This is a genomic window from Peptostreptococcus porci (assembly GCF_009695815.1).
Classification (GTDB): domain Bacteria; phylum Bacillota; class Clostridia; order Peptostreptococcales; family Peptostreptococcaceae; genus Peptostreptococcus; species Peptostreptococcus porci.
The window spans coordinates 18,077-34,418 of record NZ_VUNE01000003.1; the positions used below are offsets into that span (position 1 = coordinate 18,077).

Annotated in this window: 14 protein-coding genes; 2 read left to right on the plus strand and 12 right to left on the minus strand. The window is 32.1% G+C overall.

The window, feature by feature from the left end:
• Positions 1-222: 222 nt before the first annotated feature.
• The 11 genes from FYJ71_RS10100 to purR form a co-directional block, all read right to left on the minus strand.
• Entirely contained in the window at positions 223-1,320 is a 1,098-nt protein-coding gene (locus tag FYJ71_RS10100) for a peptidylprolyl isomerase (protein ID WP_154537876.1), read from the minus strand.
• A gap of 18 nt (positions 1,321-1,338) precedes the next feature.
• Positions 1,339-4,728, minus strand: coding sequence for a transcription-repair coupling factor (mfd, locus tag FYJ71_RS05850; RefSeq protein ID WP_321055985.1), 3,390 nt, complete (start codon positions 4,726-4,728; stop codon positions 1,339-1,341).
• 12 nt (positions 4,729-4,740) lie between these two features.
• Positions 4,741-5,301 (minus strand): aminoacyl-tRNA hydrolase, encoded by a 561-nt coding sequence (gene pth / locus FYJ71_RS05855; protein ID WP_154537877.1) that lies wholly within the window; start codon positions 5,299-5,301, stop codon positions 4,741-4,743.
• Between the two features lie 16 nt (positions 5,302-5,317).
• Positions 5,318-5,932 carry a prepilin peptidase gene (locus FYJ71_RS05860; protein ID WP_154537878.1) on the minus strand — a complete coding sequence of 205 codons (615 nt, stop codon included), beginning with the start codon at positions 5,930-5,932 and terminating at the stop codon, positions 5,318-5,320.
• A gap of 16 nt (positions 5,933-5,948) precedes the next feature.
• Positions 5,949-7,118: a type IV pilus twitching motility protein PilT gene (locus FYJ71_RS05865; protein WP_154537879.1), complete on the minus strand. Its 1,170-nt coding sequence runs from the start codon at positions 7,116-7,118 to the stop codon at positions 5,949-5,951.
• A gap of 249 nt (positions 7,119-7,367) precedes the next feature.
• On the minus strand, positions 7,368-7,928 hold the full coding sequence (locus tag FYJ71_RS05870; RefSeq protein WP_154537880.1) for a hypothetical protein: 561 nt from the start codon (positions 7,926-7,928) through the stop codon (positions 7,368-7,370).
• A 125-nt stretch (positions 7,929-8,053) separates the two neighbouring features.
• The gene (locus tag FYJ71_RS05875) at positions 8,054-8,650 is read right to left on the minus strand and encodes a hypothetical protein (RefSeq protein ID WP_154537881.1); all 597 of its coding nucleotides are present in this window, start codon (positions 8,648-8,650) and stop codon (positions 8,054-8,056) included.
• A 455-nt stretch (positions 8,651-9,105) separates the two neighbouring features.
• Complete coding sequence (locus FYJ71_RS05880) at positions 9,106-10,599, minus strand: collagen-like domain-containing protein (RefSeq protein ID WP_154537882.1); 1,494 nt, start codon at positions 10,597-10,599, stop codon at positions 9,106-9,108.
• A 366-nt stretch (positions 10,600-10,965) separates the two neighbouring features.
• Positions 10,966-11,334 carry a fluoride efflux transporter CrcB gene (gene crcB / locus FYJ71_RS05885; RefSeq protein WP_154537883.1) on the minus strand — a complete coding sequence of 123 codons (369 nt, stop codon included), beginning with the start codon at positions 11,332-11,334 and terminating at the stop codon, positions 10,966-10,968.
• Positions 11,335-11,376: 42 nt separating this feature from the next.
• Positions 11,377-12,087 (minus strand): pentapeptide repeat-containing protein, encoded by a 711-nt coding sequence (locus FYJ71_RS05890; RefSeq protein ID WP_235899086.1) that lies wholly within the window; start codon positions 12,085-12,087, stop codon positions 11,377-11,379.
• Positions 12,088-12,265: 178 nt separating this feature from the next.
• Positions 12,266-13,093: a pur operon repressor gene (gene purR, locus FYJ71_RS05895; protein ID WP_154537884.1), complete on the minus strand. Its 828-nt coding sequence runs from the start codon at positions 13,091-13,093 to the stop codon at positions 12,266-12,268.
• A 358-nt stretch (positions 13,094-13,451) separates the two neighbouring features.
• Here purR and murC point away from each other — a divergent pair, with 358 nt between their 5' ends.
• Positions 13,452-14,801 (plus strand): UDP-N-acetylmuramate--L-alanine ligase, encoded by a 1,350-nt coding sequence (murC, locus tag FYJ71_RS05900; RefSeq protein ID WP_154537885.1) that lies wholly within the window; start codon positions 13,452-13,454, stop codon positions 14,799-14,801.
• A gap of 297 nt (positions 14,802-15,098) precedes the next feature.
• Entirely contained in the window at positions 15,099-15,329 is a 231-nt protein-coding gene (locus FYJ71_RS05905; protein ID WP_154537886.1) for a hypothetical protein, read from the plus strand.
• A gap of 27 nt (positions 15,330-15,356) precedes the next feature.
• Here the strand turns inward: FYJ71_RS05905 and FYJ71_RS05910 are convergent, their stop codons facing one another.
• On the minus strand, positions 15,357-16,337 hold the full coding sequence (locus tag FYJ71_RS05910) for a Gfo/Idh/MocA family protein (protein ID WP_154537887.1): 981 nt from the start codon (positions 16,335-16,337) through the stop codon (positions 15,357-15,359).
• Positions 16,338-16,342: the final 5 nt, after the last annotated feature.

Consider the following 16,342-nt stretch of genomic DNA (forward strand, 5'->3'; position numbering starts at 1 on the left):
TCTTTAATAATAAAGATTTTCTTAAAAATCTAGCCACATTTTCCTAACTATTCAACTTCCAAATATTTACAATATAGAAAACGTTCTACCTTTATTTTCCACAAAAATTATAACAACATAAAAGCATAAAAAAAGAACTCACAATATCCGTATTTCTTGCCATTAGAATATGCGAGTCCTTTTCATCAAAATCAACACAAATGTGATTTCGTTTTTATTTTATTATTTATCTTCAGATTTCTTTTCAGTTGTACTGCTATCAGTTGACTTACTGTCAGTTGATTTGCTGTCAGTTGATTTAGAATCAGTTGTAGATTTGTCATCACTAGTAGTTGATTTCTTCACTTCTACAAACTTAATATCTTTTATCTTATCTTCATATTTTTCTACTGTAGAGCTTTCCTGAATCTTCTTTATTAATTCTTGTGCCTTTGTCTGTGTCAATTCTGACTTAAGTTCATCCTTGACATCATTATACTTTGAAGTCACTTTTTTGTTCACTTTGATTATATGGTAACCGTATTGAGATGCTACTGGCTTTGAAATTTCGCCTTCCTTTAGAGAAAATGCCACGTCTTCAAATTCTTTTACCATTTTACCCTTACCAAATTCTCCAAGACTTCCACCATTTTGAGCTGATCCTGGATCTGCTGAATTTGCCTTTGCTAGCTTTGCAAAATCAGCACCATTTTTCAACTGGTTGTATAATTCATCTGCTTTCTTCTTAACCTCTGCCTTTTTCTCTTCTGTCATAGGTTTTCCACTAGCATCAGTAGTCGAAAGAAGTATATGAGATGCATCTACTTTTTCTTTGTTCTTTTCATAGTATTCTTTTAGTTCTGTTTCTGTTGGCTCAGCTTTTTTAGCAACATAATTACTAAATGCTGTCATTATTGCAGCCTGCTCTCCATATTTCTTTAGTGCCTCTTCAGTCAAACCATCCTTGTCAAATGACGCTTTTTTTGTCTTGTCTGCTAAAGTTTTTTTCAAGTTATCATTGAATTGCTTCAACTGAGCTTCGTCTGCCTTTATGTTATTTTTTTCAGCATAATTTAAAACAATTCTACTTTGAACCATCTGGTTAAGTACATTTGCTTTAATTGAATTTTGGAAATCTGGGTTTTGCTTTTCAACCTGCTCCCATACCTTATCTCCATATTGCTGTTCCATTGCCCATTTGTTGAATTTTAGATTTTCTTCAAACTCCTGCTTAGTTATAGGCTTTCCATCTACTAATGCAACAGCGTCTTTTGTACTTGAACAAGCAACTGATGCAAATCCAATTGCAACGGCTGTTACTACTGATAATAATTTTTTCACTTACTTTCCTCCTGTAATTTATTTATTTTTTTGTTTATTATATAATCCTTCTAATATGGCTTCTAACTCTGATACAATTTCATTACCCATTATTTCTTTTGTTTCGTATTTTGTTAGCGGATTTAGAAAGATAATATTCTTTGCCTGCTTTACTTTTTCTATTTTCAATCTCTTACATAGAGATTTGATATATGCGATATTTAATAAAGTCTGTGTTTCCTTTGGAATATCAGAGAACCTATCCTCCAGTTCCTCCTGAACATCATACATATCTTCCTTTGAATCGATTGCAGCAATTTTTTTATACATCTCCAATTTCACAATTTCATCTTCAATGTATGTTGAAGGAATATAGGCACTAACATTAAGGTCAATTTCAACATCGACTTTTTCCTCAATATCTTCTCCCTTGATTTTTGAAATTGCATCATTTAGCATTTTAACATATAGTTCATAACCAATAACAGCCATATGTCCATGCTGTTGCGATCCCAAAACATCTCCAGCCCCTCTGATTTCCAAATCTCTCATAGCAATCTTAAATCCTGATCCAAATTCAGTAAATTCTTTGATGGCTTTTAATCTTTTTTCTGAAACCTCACTCAAAACCTTATTTTTTTCGTACATCAAGTACGCATAACCCTGCCTTGTACTTCTACCTACTCTACCTCTCAACTGATATAATTGTGAAAGACCCATTTTATCGGCATCATAAATAATCATTGTATTGGCATTCGCTATATCCATACCAGTTTCAATTATCGTAGTGCACACTAATACATCAAACTCCTTTGACAAGAATGACAGTATTGTATTTTCAAGCTGATTTGATGACATTCTTCCATGGGCAACCCCAACCTTCGCATCAGGAACAAGCCTTCTTATTCTCGAAGCCAATTCCTCAATTCCTTCAACTCTATTATATACAAAGAATACCTGCCCACCTCTTGCCAGTTCTCTATGAATTTCATCTTGGATAATACTGTCCTTCGCTTCTGTAACATATGTCATTACAGGGTATCTTTCCAACGGTGGCTCCTCCAAAATACTCATATCACGAATACCACTCAATGACATATGCAGTGTCCTTGGTATCGGAGTTGCAGACAAGGTCAACACATCGACATTCTCCTTTATCTTTTTGAGAGTTTCCTTGTGCCTAACACCAAATCTCTGTTCTTCATCAATAACGACCAAGCCTAGCTTTGGCATATCCAAATCCTTCGAAACTAATCTATGTGTGCCTATCAGAACATCTACAAGCCCCTTGTTGGCATCCTCAATTATATCTTTCTGTTGTTTTGGTGTTCTAAATCTACTCAAAACCTCAACTCTTATTGGATATTCTTCAAATCTTTCTGAAAATGTGTTAAAGTGCTGCTGTGCCAATATTGTAGTAGGAACCAAAATTGCAACTTGCTTTCCATCCATGACGGCTTTAAATGCAGAACGTATGGCTATTTCAGTCTTTCCATAACCAACATCTCCACAAACCAATCTATCCATAACTCTTGACGATTCCATATCCTTTTTGGTTTCCTTGATTGCTTTTAGCTGGTCATCAGTCTCCTGAAATGGAAATTTATCTTCAAATTCCTTTTGCCAAACTGTATCCTTGGAAAACTTGTATCCTTTACGATTTTCCCTTTTGGCATATAGTTCGACCAATTCCTTGGTCATATCATCAATTTGCTTTTTAACCTTTGTCTTCGCCTTTGTCCACTCATGGCTTCCAAGCTTATTGAGCTTAACTTTCTCGACATCACTACCGATATATTTCTGAATCTTGTCCATTTGGTCGATCGGCACATACAAATTGTCGCCACCTTGGTAAACAACCTTCAAATAATCTTTTTTGATGTTGTTTACGCTCAACTGTTCAATTCCAGTGTATTTACCAATACCACTGTTTTCGTGTACAACATAGTCACCAATTTTTAACTCAAGGAATGATTCAATCTTTTTCGCATTTTCTTTTTTCTTTTTCTTCTTTGTTCCAGATTTATTCACACCAATTATTTCTTTATCAGTGATAATCTGAAATTTTACATTCGTATACTGGAAGCCTTGACGAATATTAGAGCTGACAACAACAATTTGAGATGTCTTAATTTCCATCTTCTTCGTACTTGAAAAGATAGCTTCAATTCCATTTTCATTAAGTATAGATGTGAGTTTTTTTGCTCTATCAGTGCTTCCAGTGGCAATAATCATCTTGTACCCAGAATGTCTCAGCCTTTTTAATTCCTCTACAAAGTAGTCAATTCTTCCACCATAGCTTGGCAATTCTCTGCTGTCTGTGTCGAATGAATACTTGATATTTAATCCGCTATTTTGCTTCGATAAAAGTGAATTAAATATCACCTTTCTTTCACCTGCATAATAGAATATATCATCAAGCGAGTACATCAGCTTTCCTTGAGATTTCACAGCCAAGCCTCTTTCTAGATTCAAGGTATAGTTTTCTCTGAACTCAGATAATATATTTTTAGTTCTTTCTCTAAACCTATTGATATCATCAATAAAAATAATAGAATCATCAGTTAAATACTCAAAAATACTTTCATCTTGACCCTCATAAAGATAGTCTATGTAATTTTCCACGCCGTCGAAGTATTCTTTATTCTCAATTTTTTCAGCATTTCTATATACGTCTGAATCAGTCAAATCAGTGAACTCTTTTCGCAGCTTTTCTACTGCTTCAGACACGTCTTCTGGATAAATAAAATCTCTTGAAGGCGTTATTTTTAGGGATTTCATCTTTTCTATGGATTTTTGAGAAAAAACATCAAACTGTCTAATAGAATCAATCTCATCATCAAAAAACTCCATTCTAATAGGAAAATCATAATTTAATGTGAAAACATCGAAAATTCCACCCCTCACGCTAAATTGTCCAAACCCCTCAACCTTTGAAACACGCTTATATCCTAAATATACCAATTTTTTCATCAATTCTTCTATATTTACAGATTGACCTTCTCTCAAACTGAATATATTATCAGTTAACATTTTCTTAGGTATATACTTTCTAGAAACTGCTTCAACATATGTTACTACAATGATTTTGTCACCATTCAACATACTCATATATGTTTTTAATTTTCTAGCATCTGCCTTTCTATCTCTGGCATCAAGACTATAAAAAAGAATATCATTCGACGATAAAAAATCAATCTTTCCCTTTAAATAAACGTTTAGCTCATCGAAAATATTTTTTGCTTCATACTCTGTATTGGCAACATACAAAATCGGTTTATTTGTGTTTTTAAAGATGGAGTACACAAAATGAGATTTTGAAGCTGGAACTAGCCCATTGACTTGAACATTTCCCACATCATCCAATGATTCGATAAATTCCATGTATTTTTTGCTATTTTTTAAAGGATCAACCAAAACATCTTCCACTCTTATCACACCCTAACCATTGTAAATATTCATAGCCTTGTCTATATCAGAATTGATTATCTCATCAATCGTATCCGCAGCCTTTTCAATTACAGAATCCATATCCATCTGTTTATCTTTAGGAACTCTAGACAAAACAAAATCTGCCAAATCCCTTCCTTCTTCTGGCTTTGAAACACCAATCCTTATCCTAGGAAAATCCTGTCTTCCCAAGCACTTAATTATTGATTTCATACCGTTATGAGATCCTGCACTCCCTTTTTTTCTTATTCTTAGTTTTCCAATATCCAAATCTATATCATCATACAACACAATCACATTTTCAATATCGACCTTATAGAATTGGACAGCACTCAAAACAGCCTCTCCACTCAAATTCATATATGTTTGAGGTTTTATGAGAACAACCTTTTCAGCTCCGATTCTACCTTCACCGATCAATGATTTGTGTTTTATCTTTGTAACACTGATATTATGTCTTTTTGACAAAAAATCTATAGCATCAAATCCAGCGTTATGCCTTGTATGTTCATACTTTTTACCCGAATTTCCAAGCCCTATAATTATATACATATTTTCTTAATCCTTCCTAAATCGAAATTATTACGATAGCTGCAATAGAAATAAACGGAGTGAATGAAATCATTCCATCTCCGCAATCATTTTTAACAAGTTTCGGAATACAATAAATAGCTGCAATTACAAAAGACAGGAAAAACACAATGACTGCTTCTTTAATGTCGAAAAAGCTACCGACAAGTATAAAATACAGCACATCACCCATCCCAATCGATTTTGAAGCCAAATATAGTATTGACGTAATCACAAAAAGAGTGGACATTCCACTAAAAATCGAAATAAAATACTCCACATCCGAAAATCTATTAAATATAATTATCGCCATCTCTATTATTATAGCACTAATAATGTCTTCATCGTACACATTTTTTTCGAATGCATCAATTAATGTTATCAAGATTGCGAAAGGAATAAAAAATACCAGCCTATATAAGGACAAAATATCATCCATGTAAACGACAGACGCAAAAACAGACATATTTAACAAAATAAACAAGCTTACCTTTTGATTTAACGTCAATGTATAGCCTCTAAGGCACATTTTTTTGTATATATAAATCACAAAAAGTATTGATGTTATCGAAAAATATTCCATACCCAATATGGTAGAAGTCGTAATTTCCATGCAATTAACACCTCTTCTACAATTGATGAATATTATATCTATTTTTAATCAGCTTATCATCAATACAATTTGACAAAACCGACTCCATTGATATTTTCTTTTCTTCATAGAGCTTGATTAAATAATTATCCATTGTCGTCATACCCTTTGATCCATTGGTCAAAATATAATTTGACAATTGGCTAAGTCGACCCTCTCTTATCATATTAGAAGAGGATTTATCATTAAGCATTACCTCAAAAACCCCTATTCTACCAAGCCTTACATCTAATCTCGAGCTTTTCTTTCCATCTTCTATTTTTATTAGCTGTTGCGAAACGATTCCCTTTAAAACCAAAGAAAGTTGTGTTCTTGCAATTTCTTTTTCCCTCGAATCGTACAAGTCCATAATTCTCTCTATAGTTGCAACGACTCCCAATGTGTGAAGCGTACAAATACATAGATGACCTGTTTCAGCCGCTCGCATCGCAATATTCAGACTTTCTCTGTCTCTAATTTCTCCAATTACTATAACATCAGGATCTTGTCTTAATGAAGATTTAAGAGCCTGGCTAAAGCATGATGAATCCTCTCCTATCTCTCTTTGACTTATGATTGATTTTTTATTAGAAAAAACAAACTCAATAGGATCTTCAATCATAATAATATGTTTTTTTAGTGTAAGATTTATCTGTTCAACCATGGCTGCCAGAGTCGTACTTTTCCCGGATCCTGTGGGTCCTGTTATCAAAACTAACCCACTTTTAAATTTGCACATTTTTTTTAATATAGGTGGAAGTTTCAGCTCGTCAATTGATTTTATTCTACCATGAATTTTTCTTAATACTATGCCAAATCGTCCACATGTCAAAAACAGATTTCCCCTATATCTGTATTTTCCAAGTTCAAATGCAAAATCCAACTCATTCACCTTATCGATACTGTCAAAAATAGATTTCCTGCCAATTTTTTCAAAGAAATCCTTTATATCTTCTTTATCGACAAAACAATCTGTTTTTTCAATTTCTCCATGAATTCTACAATAAATAAATCCATTTTCTTTTATATGTATATCGGAAAAATCACAAATGCTTGAATTTGACGACTCTCTTACCTCATATTGCTCCAAAGAATAATTATCAATAAATTCATCTCCCTCTAACATAGATAGTTCATGTCTTAATATAAAATCAGAAATTTTATTCACAATATCACCGCTTTCGACAAAAATATTCGCCTGTATACTTTGATAAGTCAGGCTCAAAATATTATAGGCAAATTTGACGAGGTAATACCATGATATGAGCAATTTTCTTGAAATAGTTTCCAATAGAAACTGTAGCCACAAAAAAGAAAAATCGACTCCTGAGATATTACCTTTCAAAAATTAGAGGCAGTATCTAATGTTTTAAGTAACCACAAAGAGCCGATTTTGATATATAAAGTTTTCCTTGAATTATCTTATTGGAGTCGGAGTATCCTCCAATTTATCCCATGTCAAATCCCCTTGCTCTATCGAAATTTTATCAATTATCGTCTGAACATTGGCATAAAAATTTGGATTATTTTTGTTTGTGATTACATCTTCAATAAGCTTTTTTGTATCAGCATCGATACGCCCTTTCATACCATTTTTGAATATTTCTAATACATCCTCACTATTTTTTGCATATCTTAACCTTCTTCTAATTTCATCTCTACCGGTATCCTGTAAATATTTAATTCTCTCTTCGATTTTTTTATTAAAATTATCTACATAATCTTTGTATTCCGGTTTTTCAGGATTCTTTAATCTTAATTTTCCGTTTAATATATCGATTGACTCTCCTTTTATTACCACAGAATCCTTGTCGAAATCATATCTATAGTCTGTCCTGTTGTATTGACTTCCATTTCCAGAATATTCGGCTTTTACAATATTAGATACTCCCATTCCACCAACTACAGTAGTCGCCATCATAAAAACCAAGGCATTTTTCTTTACTTTCCTCTTAAAATCTAAATTTTTGTTGTTCATTTTAAAAAACCCCTTTCTATTTTTTTACAGGTAATATTCTATACCGTCCAACAATAACATCTATATTATTTAATTATATTACTTTTTTTGTTTACGAAATTCAACAATTTGCTTTCAAAAACAGCCTATTTTATAAATATAACACCACCACTGTTGTTTTCCATTGTACGGAAGCCTTCTGCTTTGCTTTTTTCTACCTTGATAATCTCATTTTTATCCATACTTTGAGGTCTATCTATAGATTCATTATTAATAAAATCGTTATCATTTTTAAAACTAACAGGTCCTCCAGATGGTTTTAAATATACTTCTCCCTGTTTATCATTTATACCACTATTCAAGAAACCATTTTCTCCATCACTATAGAAAGATTCGCCAACTATTTTTTCATCTCCACCTTTTTTCATATAATTACCTTTTCCAGTCGGAGCTTCAAGTTTTTTTAATTTCCACACATTCACATTGGAATTTTTATTGCCATTTTCTATTTTAATGCCACCTTTTATTCCATATTGATCTATCTCTATGTTATCACCTTCGATTTTAAAAGAACCGCCATTATCTACCTTGCCCTCTATTTCAGTTGCTACAACACCGTTGTTTTCAGCTTTGGCATTGCTGCCCATCCCTACAGCACCAACGATAGCTGTGGCTAACATAATAGTCATAACGCTTCCCTTTAATATCCTCGAAATCTTATCATTCTTACTTAGTTTCTTCATTTCATTTAACCCCTCTTTCTATGACTTTTTTTGATATACCTTATTATCTTTTGCAATTACCCTTTTTGCTATTGATATTTATCATTATATAAAGCCTTTTTGAAAAAGTCCATACATTTTAGAAAGTCTTACGCATTATTAATAAATACTTTATAATAAATTAATATTTATTATTTTTATCTATGTTTTTTATACGTTTTTATTTATATTTTTTTCATTTTTCAGATGTTAAAAATGAAAGTTTTTGATATCTCAATAATAGTAAAACATCGAGGATTTCAAACCACCATTTGGAAGAATAACCTCGATGTTCTATCTATTTTATGTAAATGTAAGTATAATTTGTATTGTGAATTATTGATGTGTGGGAATTATCAAATAGATTATACCCACTGTGGTATTTTCTTATTGTTTAGGATTGTCTGAATCTTTTATTAGTAAATTGCAACCTTTTACTATCTAACTTTTGCAGATAAATATAGCATAATACTTCCTAGAAACCCATTAATCCCAAATGAAGGTCTAGTGTGACTCATTCTTGGAAGGCATCTTCTTCCACTATTCATTGATAAAAATATAATTCTTGGATTTTGTCTTCTGCATGGATCGCATATTCTTCTGCAGTGGTTTCTTTTTTCGTATATTGATCTATATTCATCAGAATCTCTTTCGATAAGAGGTTTGATACTTTCTAAATCCCAACCACCTCTAGGATAGTTATTTTTTGTGGAGTTATTGTTTATTTCATTATTTCCTGAATTTCCACCTTCAATTCCCTCAAGTCCATTATTTTTTCCTCCAAGTCCTCTTTCTCCTGCCTGGTTTGTTTCTCCTTTTAATCCTGGTAATCTTCCAGTTATTCCTCCAAGTCCTTTTTCTCCTGCCTGGTTTGTTTCTCCCTTTAGTCCTGGTAATCCTCCAGTTATTCCTCCAAGTCCTCTTTCTCCTGCCTGGTTTGTTTCTCCCTTTAGTCCTGGTAATCCTCCAGTTATTCCTCCAAGTCCTCTTTCTCCTGGCTGGTTTGTTTCTCCTTTTAATCCTGGTAATCTTCCAGTTATTCCTCCAAGTCCTTTTTCTCCTGCCTGGTTTGTTTCTCCTTTTAATCCTGGTAATCTTCCAGTTATTCCTCCAAGTCCTCTTTCTCCTGGCTGGTTTGTTTCTCCTTTTAATCCTGGTAATCCTCCAGTTATTCCTCCAAGTCCTCTTTCTCCTGGCTGGTTTGTTTCTCCTTTTAGTCCTGGTAATCCTCCAGTTATTCCTCCAAGTCCTCTTTCTCCTGGCTGGTTTGTTTCTCCTTTTAGTCCTGGTAATCCTCCAGTTATTCCTCCTAATAGTGGGTTGTCTTCTATTATTCTTTCCACTATAGTTCTCTCAATTCTTTCTACTATAGTTCTTACTCTTTCAGTTCTACTTCCGAATCTATTTATTTTTTCCCCTATGATATAGGATCTATCATTCTTTGTAAACAAATCTCTCTTTTCTTCTTTTATTGTTTCTTTAACTACATCATCCTTATTTTCCTTTTCGCTACCTGGCTTATTAGTTCTATTTTCCATTGTTATAAATGGTGAAGCTGGACTATGTTCAACCTTAAACTCATCATTTCTTGGTTCCTTATCTAGAGATTCTTTTTCTACAGTTTCTCTATTTATTTTTTCTCCACTTCCTAATTCTACTCCAAAATTATTATTTCTAGTTCTTGAAGTATTACCATTTTGGCTTTCAGTACTTATCCCATAGTTACCATTACTTCCACTATCAGAAACTGTTGCTTTTCCATTACCAATAGTGATTTCAGTTCCCTTCAATGACAAATCCTCTCCACTATCTGCACTTACTAAAGTACTACTTAACCCAACAGCTCCTATAACTGTTGCAGCCATCATTATTGTTGTAGCTCTTCTCTTCAAGATGCTACTCACATTATCCCTCTTGCTTAATCTCTTCATTTTTTTAACCCCTCTTTTCTATACTGTTTTCTCGTATTCACTTTATTATATTTTGCAAATACCTTTATTTCTTTTGACATAAATCATTATATAAGGGGTTTTTTAAAAAGTCTATAGGTTTTATAAAGTCTTTTGTATTTTTAATAAAACCTTTAAAATTCTTTAATATTGTTTTTAATAATATTTATCATTTTATTCTTTTTGATTAAAAAAGAAGCGTTATTCCTATATATTTCTATATTTTTTACGGAATAACGCCCATTTTTACTATTTTTAATTAATTTTTTAAATTTCTAATCATATTAATTTTATAAACTGTTAACTTATTTAAATTTAATTTTATTAAGTTTATCACAGTGGCATAATTTACAAGTTTTTAAATAGATTTTCTCCCAATACTACTGCCGTCACGCCGATAACCACACTCAATGTCACATAAATAATGGCAACTCCAACCCTATCATTTTTCAACAATTCCTGTGTTTCAAGTGCAAATGTCGAAAAAGTGGTAAATCCTCCACATAATCCAACTTTAAGAAATAGAATTGCTTTTGAATTCACATTATACTTTATTGCAATCGAAGACAAAGCACCAATGATAAATGCACCCAAAATATTTATGATAAATGTCTTTAGAGGAAATCCACTGTCTGTATTTACATACATCAAACCTATTAAGTATCTTAATACAGAACCAAGAAAACCTCCCAATCCTACTAGTAAACACTCTATCAAATCAATTTTCCTCCTGATTTCACACGAACTAATTTCTCAATTTTACATATATCCCAAAGCCTCCTCAAAGGTCATCCAAAAATGAATCCCATGAGAAGAATCCAACCACCTATCTTCATGATAAGAATCTGCATATACCATCTCTCCAAGCCTATAAATAAAGTTCTCATCTACAAAAGATACGGCTTCATCAAAGCATATTTTCCGCTCAATATCTGTGATTTCAACCACCTTCGCCTTATCACATCTACAAGCTGTAGTGGTCGATGAGCATCGCTTCGCATCCTTTGGAATCAACAGCTTTACCATTCTGTCATTGAAGCATTTTTTATATCCGAAAAAATAACCTTTCTTCGGGCAATGTATATCAAAATGTATTGTATTTTCGGTGTATTTCAATCCATCCAACTTTGCTCCTACCAGTAATGCCTCAGTAAAATCAACACCATCACAATATGTATTTTCCATATTACAGCCTCTTAAATCCACGCCAAAAAGGCTAGCAAAATCTAGCCTAGCTTCTTTTAGATTTGAATCTGTGAATTTTGAATGGTTGAATATGGTTTTGGACATATTACATCTTTCGAAATTAACGTTTTTGAAATCTGACCAAGAAAAATCAATTCCACTCAAATCCATATCGGATAAGTCTTCATCTTCAATAATAATCTCATTAAAAAAGTAGAGATCTTTTGCGCAATTCTTCCTATTTGCCAACATTTCAATCAGTTCGTTTTTAGATACTTTTTTCATATAATCGCCTCTATATATTCTCAATTCACCATTTACGCTTACCAATTGGTCATAATAATATTAATGGTATTAGTGTTAGTATATTAATAGTACTACTTATTATATTACTCGTTGAATAATAATATGCTTTTTTCCTCTTAACATTAGCCTCTAAATCTATTAGAATTTTTTAAATATATTAATCTCTATACTCGTGATTAAAAGTCTTTAAATTTGGATGAACAATAATCTTATCACCATCTGTATCCAATTCAAGAAGTGAAATATAGTTTGACACTAATTTGTTTTCTGGCTTCATTGTAGAAATAAACACTCCAGTTCCCACAACCTCTGCTTCAAACTCCTTCATCAGCTCTGTCATACCCTTTATAGTTCCGCCTCCACGCATAAAGTCATCGATTATTATAACCTTACTACCTGCTTTTAAAGCTTTACTTGGCAGACTCATCGTCTCTATCTTAGAGGATGATCCCGTAACGTATGTCATACTTATTGTAGGACCTTCAGAAACTTTTGTGTTTTTTCTTATTATAACCAATGGTAGATTCATTGCTTTTGCAGTCATAAGTGCCATTGGAATACCTTTTGTTTCCATAGTAACCACACAATCTACCTCTGAATAATCTATATTTGAAGCAAATATCTCGCCAATTTTGTATACTACATTTGGATCGTAAATTAAGTCAATCAAATATAAAAAGCCACCAGATAATATTCTTCCTTCTTCTTTTATCCTGTCACACAATTGACACAGAAATTCCTCATTCTCTTCTTTTGATGTCTTTGGAATATACTTAACTCCTCCTGCTGCACCTGAAATGGTAACAACCCTTCCCAATTGCAACTTTTCAAATACATTCTTTACCACTATTAAATCCTCACTGATGGTTGATTTTGCAGCATTGAACTGTGATGTAAAAAAGCTAAGTGTGAAAATCTTATTTGGATTATCCGATAGTATTTTTACAATAGCTCCTATTCTTTCATTACGCTTAAATTTATTCATTTCTCCTCCCAATATTTCCCAATAAATACATAAATTGTTAATTCTTTTTTTGATATTATTTAAATTAATTATTTTTCTTTCTATAAAAATAAACAAAGATCTGTTCTTTATGTTATAATATATTCTGTAAACGATTTAATATTATTCTTTGTTTTGTGTTTCAGAAAACTTGTTTTTTGGCTGAATGCCCATTTGATATAACGATCAAATGTATCAGGCAAACATATCAATCAAAACATTTCTGAACATTTATTAATTATAACATATTAAACGTTCATATTGTATACTTTTTAGCGAATTTTTCAAATTTTATTTTGCTTTTTAATTCGCATAAAATAATATGAGAGGTGGATAGTATATGAATATACATTTTATTGGAATTGGTGGAATTAATATGAGTGCATTGGCTGAAATATGTATCAACAAAGGCTATAATGTATCTGGATCTGATATGCAGGAGTCATACCTAGTTGATAATTTAAGAAGCTTGGGAGCTAAGATAACAATCGGCCAGAAAAAAGAAAATATCACAGACGATATAAATCTTGTTGTTTATACCGCCGCAATATCTAATGAAAATGAGGAATTTTTAGCTGCAAAGGAAAAAAACATTCTAATGATAAATAGGGCAGCTTTTCTGGGTCAGATAATGAGAGAGTACAAAAATTCTATTGCAGTTTCAGGTACTCACGGAAAAACCACAACTACTAGTATGCTTTCGACAATTTTTAATTATGCTGAAAAGGACCCGACTATCCTTGTTGGTGGTAATCTTAGCACAATAGGTGGAAATGTTAGAATTGGATCATCTGAAAACTTCATAACTGAGGCTTGTGAATATGTGGATAGTTTTTTAAATTTCAATCCATTTATTTCCATTGTGTTAAACATTGAAGAGGACCATCTAGACTATTTTTCAGGAATAGAGGAAATAAAGGCTTCTTTTAATAAATTTGGAAAATTACTTCCAGAAGATGGATATTTCATAGTCAATGGAGATAACGAAAACACAAAGGATATCATGTATGATGTAGGTGCTACAATAATAAAATTTGGACAAAAAGACGATAATGACGCAATAATCTCTGAGATAAGATATGATGAGGACGGCTTTGCAATGTTCAATCTGAACTACAAAGGAGTAAATTTAGGTACTTTTGATTTATCAGTATATGGTCTTCACAACGTTTACAATGCAACTGCAGCCATTATTGCATCTATTGTATCAAATATTGAGGTTGATGTAATAAAGAAAGCAATCAAAGAATACAATGGTGTTGGCAGAAGATTTGAAAAAAAGGGATATTTCAAAAACACTTTGGTAGTTGACGATTATGCCCACCATCCAACAGAAGTGAAGGCTACTTTATCTGCGGCTAAAACTTTAAAGAAAAATAAGCTGTGGGTTGTGTTCCAACCTCATACTTATTCACGAACAAAGGCATTGCTAAAGGAATTTGCAGAGGCATTTTATTCGGCTGATAAGGTAATTATTACGGATATCTATGCAGCCAGAGAAAAAAATCCTGGAGATATTAGCTCTAAGGATTTGGTTGAAAAACTCTACCACAACAATGTGGACGTGACATATATCCCTACTTTTGAAGAAATCGAAAGCTATCTTAGGGAAAACCTAGAAGATGATGATTTGATAATAACTTGTGGTGCTGGTCCAATTTATAAAGTTGGAGAATCCCTTTTAAAGTAATTAAATTAGAATATAATAAGATATATTGATGCATATTGATATATATTGATGCGTATTGATATGTAATAAAATTAATTATAATTTGGAATAAAATATAACAAAACCCGTAGGAAACTTGCAAACCTAGTCTTACGGGTTTCTATTTTTATAAATTTAATTCAAAGTAGATATCGGCTCTTTCATATGAAAAAATATATAATAGCAACTTTAGTTGCAAATATAAAACAAATTATTCTTGAATTATTGTCAAAACTGTCGTAATATCAGAGTATATAATTTTTTTATTGGAGAAAAGACATGAAATATAACTTATACGACTATATTACAGATGAAGATGACAACTCAATAGATAACTACATAAGAAAAACAGTCATAGAAAAAGATATTTCCATAACTGTTCTTTCATGTGCATTAAATATATCAGATAAAGAAATGTTTGATATCCTTATATCTCAAGATATTTTAGAAAAACTTGACTGTATGCAGTATGGCGAATTTCTGAGAGTTCTAGAAATATATGATCTTTAACCTATAATATTTAGTAAACAATTGACACTACTGCTCTTCCGGATAATATAATCCCCATTCTTTTCTAAGGTCTGTCATTATCTTCATAACATCAAAAGTATGGTCTAATTTCATCATATTTTTTGAATTTTTTATCGACATTTCCATATTCTCTATTTCATACTTCAAAGCATATTCTGAATTACCAAGCTCAATTTTTTCTATGGAAGAGTCCTCTGTATATGTTATTGTTGCCTTATCACTTCTAGGATAATCATATATCTCTATATATCCTTTTTCAAAAACAATCACCACCCTTTTAGGTTGCTTTGAATGTAGGGAAATAGTAATATTTGCCAGTTCATCCTTATCATTCTTCAAAATTATACTAGCATTTTCATCCACTCCAGATTCAGCTTTCTTTACAAATGATTTCATCTCAATATTTGAAAAGTCCATAAAATTTCGAGTTAGCGAAAGTGCATACACACCAATATCAAGTAATGCACCTCCTGCAGTATCCATACTGAAAAACCTATTTTTCATATCGTATTCTTTAAAGCTACCGAAGTTTGCCTGAATTAAACTTAGCTTTCCAAGATTTCCAGTATTTATCAATTCCTCTAGCTTCTGATACAAAGGCATATGATAAATGGTCATAGCCTCTGCCAATATCAAATTTTTCGACTTCGCTATTTCAATCGCTTCTGATAATTCATTCGAATTAAGTGTAATTGCCTTTTCACAAAGTACATGTTTTCCATTTTTCAGTGCGTTCCTTATATATTCTATATGCTTATTATGTGGAGTAGAAATGTAAACTACCTCTATCTTTTCATCGTTAAGCAACTCAATTTCATTGTTGTAAACTCTATCAATATTATATTTTTCGGCAAATTTTTTTGCACTCTCCGATGTTCTATTGTACACTCCATATATATTATTTCCACATTTCTGCATTGCTACAGCAAATTCATTTGCTATTGTACCACATCCGATGACACCCCATGTATATCTTGATTTATTCATTTAAT

Coding starts and splice junctions, on each gene's coding strand:
- pth (WP_154537877.1), bottom strand. CDS start 5,301: ATGTATATAATTATAGGGCTTGGAAATTCGGGTAAAAAGTATGAACAT.
- FYJ71_RS05860 (WP_154537878.1), bottom strand. CDS start 5,932: ATGGAAATTACGACTTCTACCATATTGGGTATGGAATATTTTTCGATA.
- FYJ71_RS05870 (WP_154537880.1), bottom strand. CDS start 7,928: ATGAACAACAAAAATTTAGATTTTAAGAGGAAAGTAAAGAAAAATGCC.
- FYJ71_RS05875 (WP_154537881.1), bottom strand. CDS start 8,650: ATGAAGAAACTAAGTAAGAATGATAAGATTTCGAGGATATTAAAGGGA.
- FYJ71_RS05880 (WP_154537882.1), bottom strand. CDS start 10,599: ATGAAGAGATTAAGCAAGAGGGATAATGTGAGTAGCATCTTGAAGAGA.
- FYJ71_RS05890 (WP_235899086.1), bottom strand. CDS start 12,087: ATGAAAAAAGTATCTAAAAACGAACTGATTGAAATGTTGGCAAATAGG.
- purR (WP_154537884.1), bottom strand. CDS start 13,093: ATGAATAAATTTAAGCGTAATGAAAGAATAGGAGCTATTGTAAAAATA.
- murC (WP_154537885.1), top strand. CDS start 13,452: ATGAATATACATTTTATTGGAATTGGTGGAATTAATATGAGTGCATTG.
- FYJ71_RS05905 (WP_154537886.1), top strand. CDS start 15,099: ATGAAATATAACTTATACGACTATATTACAGATGAAGATGACAACTCA.
- FYJ71_RS05910 (WP_154537887.1), bottom strand. CDS start 16,337: ATGAATAAATCAAGATATACATGGGGTGTCATCGGATGTGGTACAATA.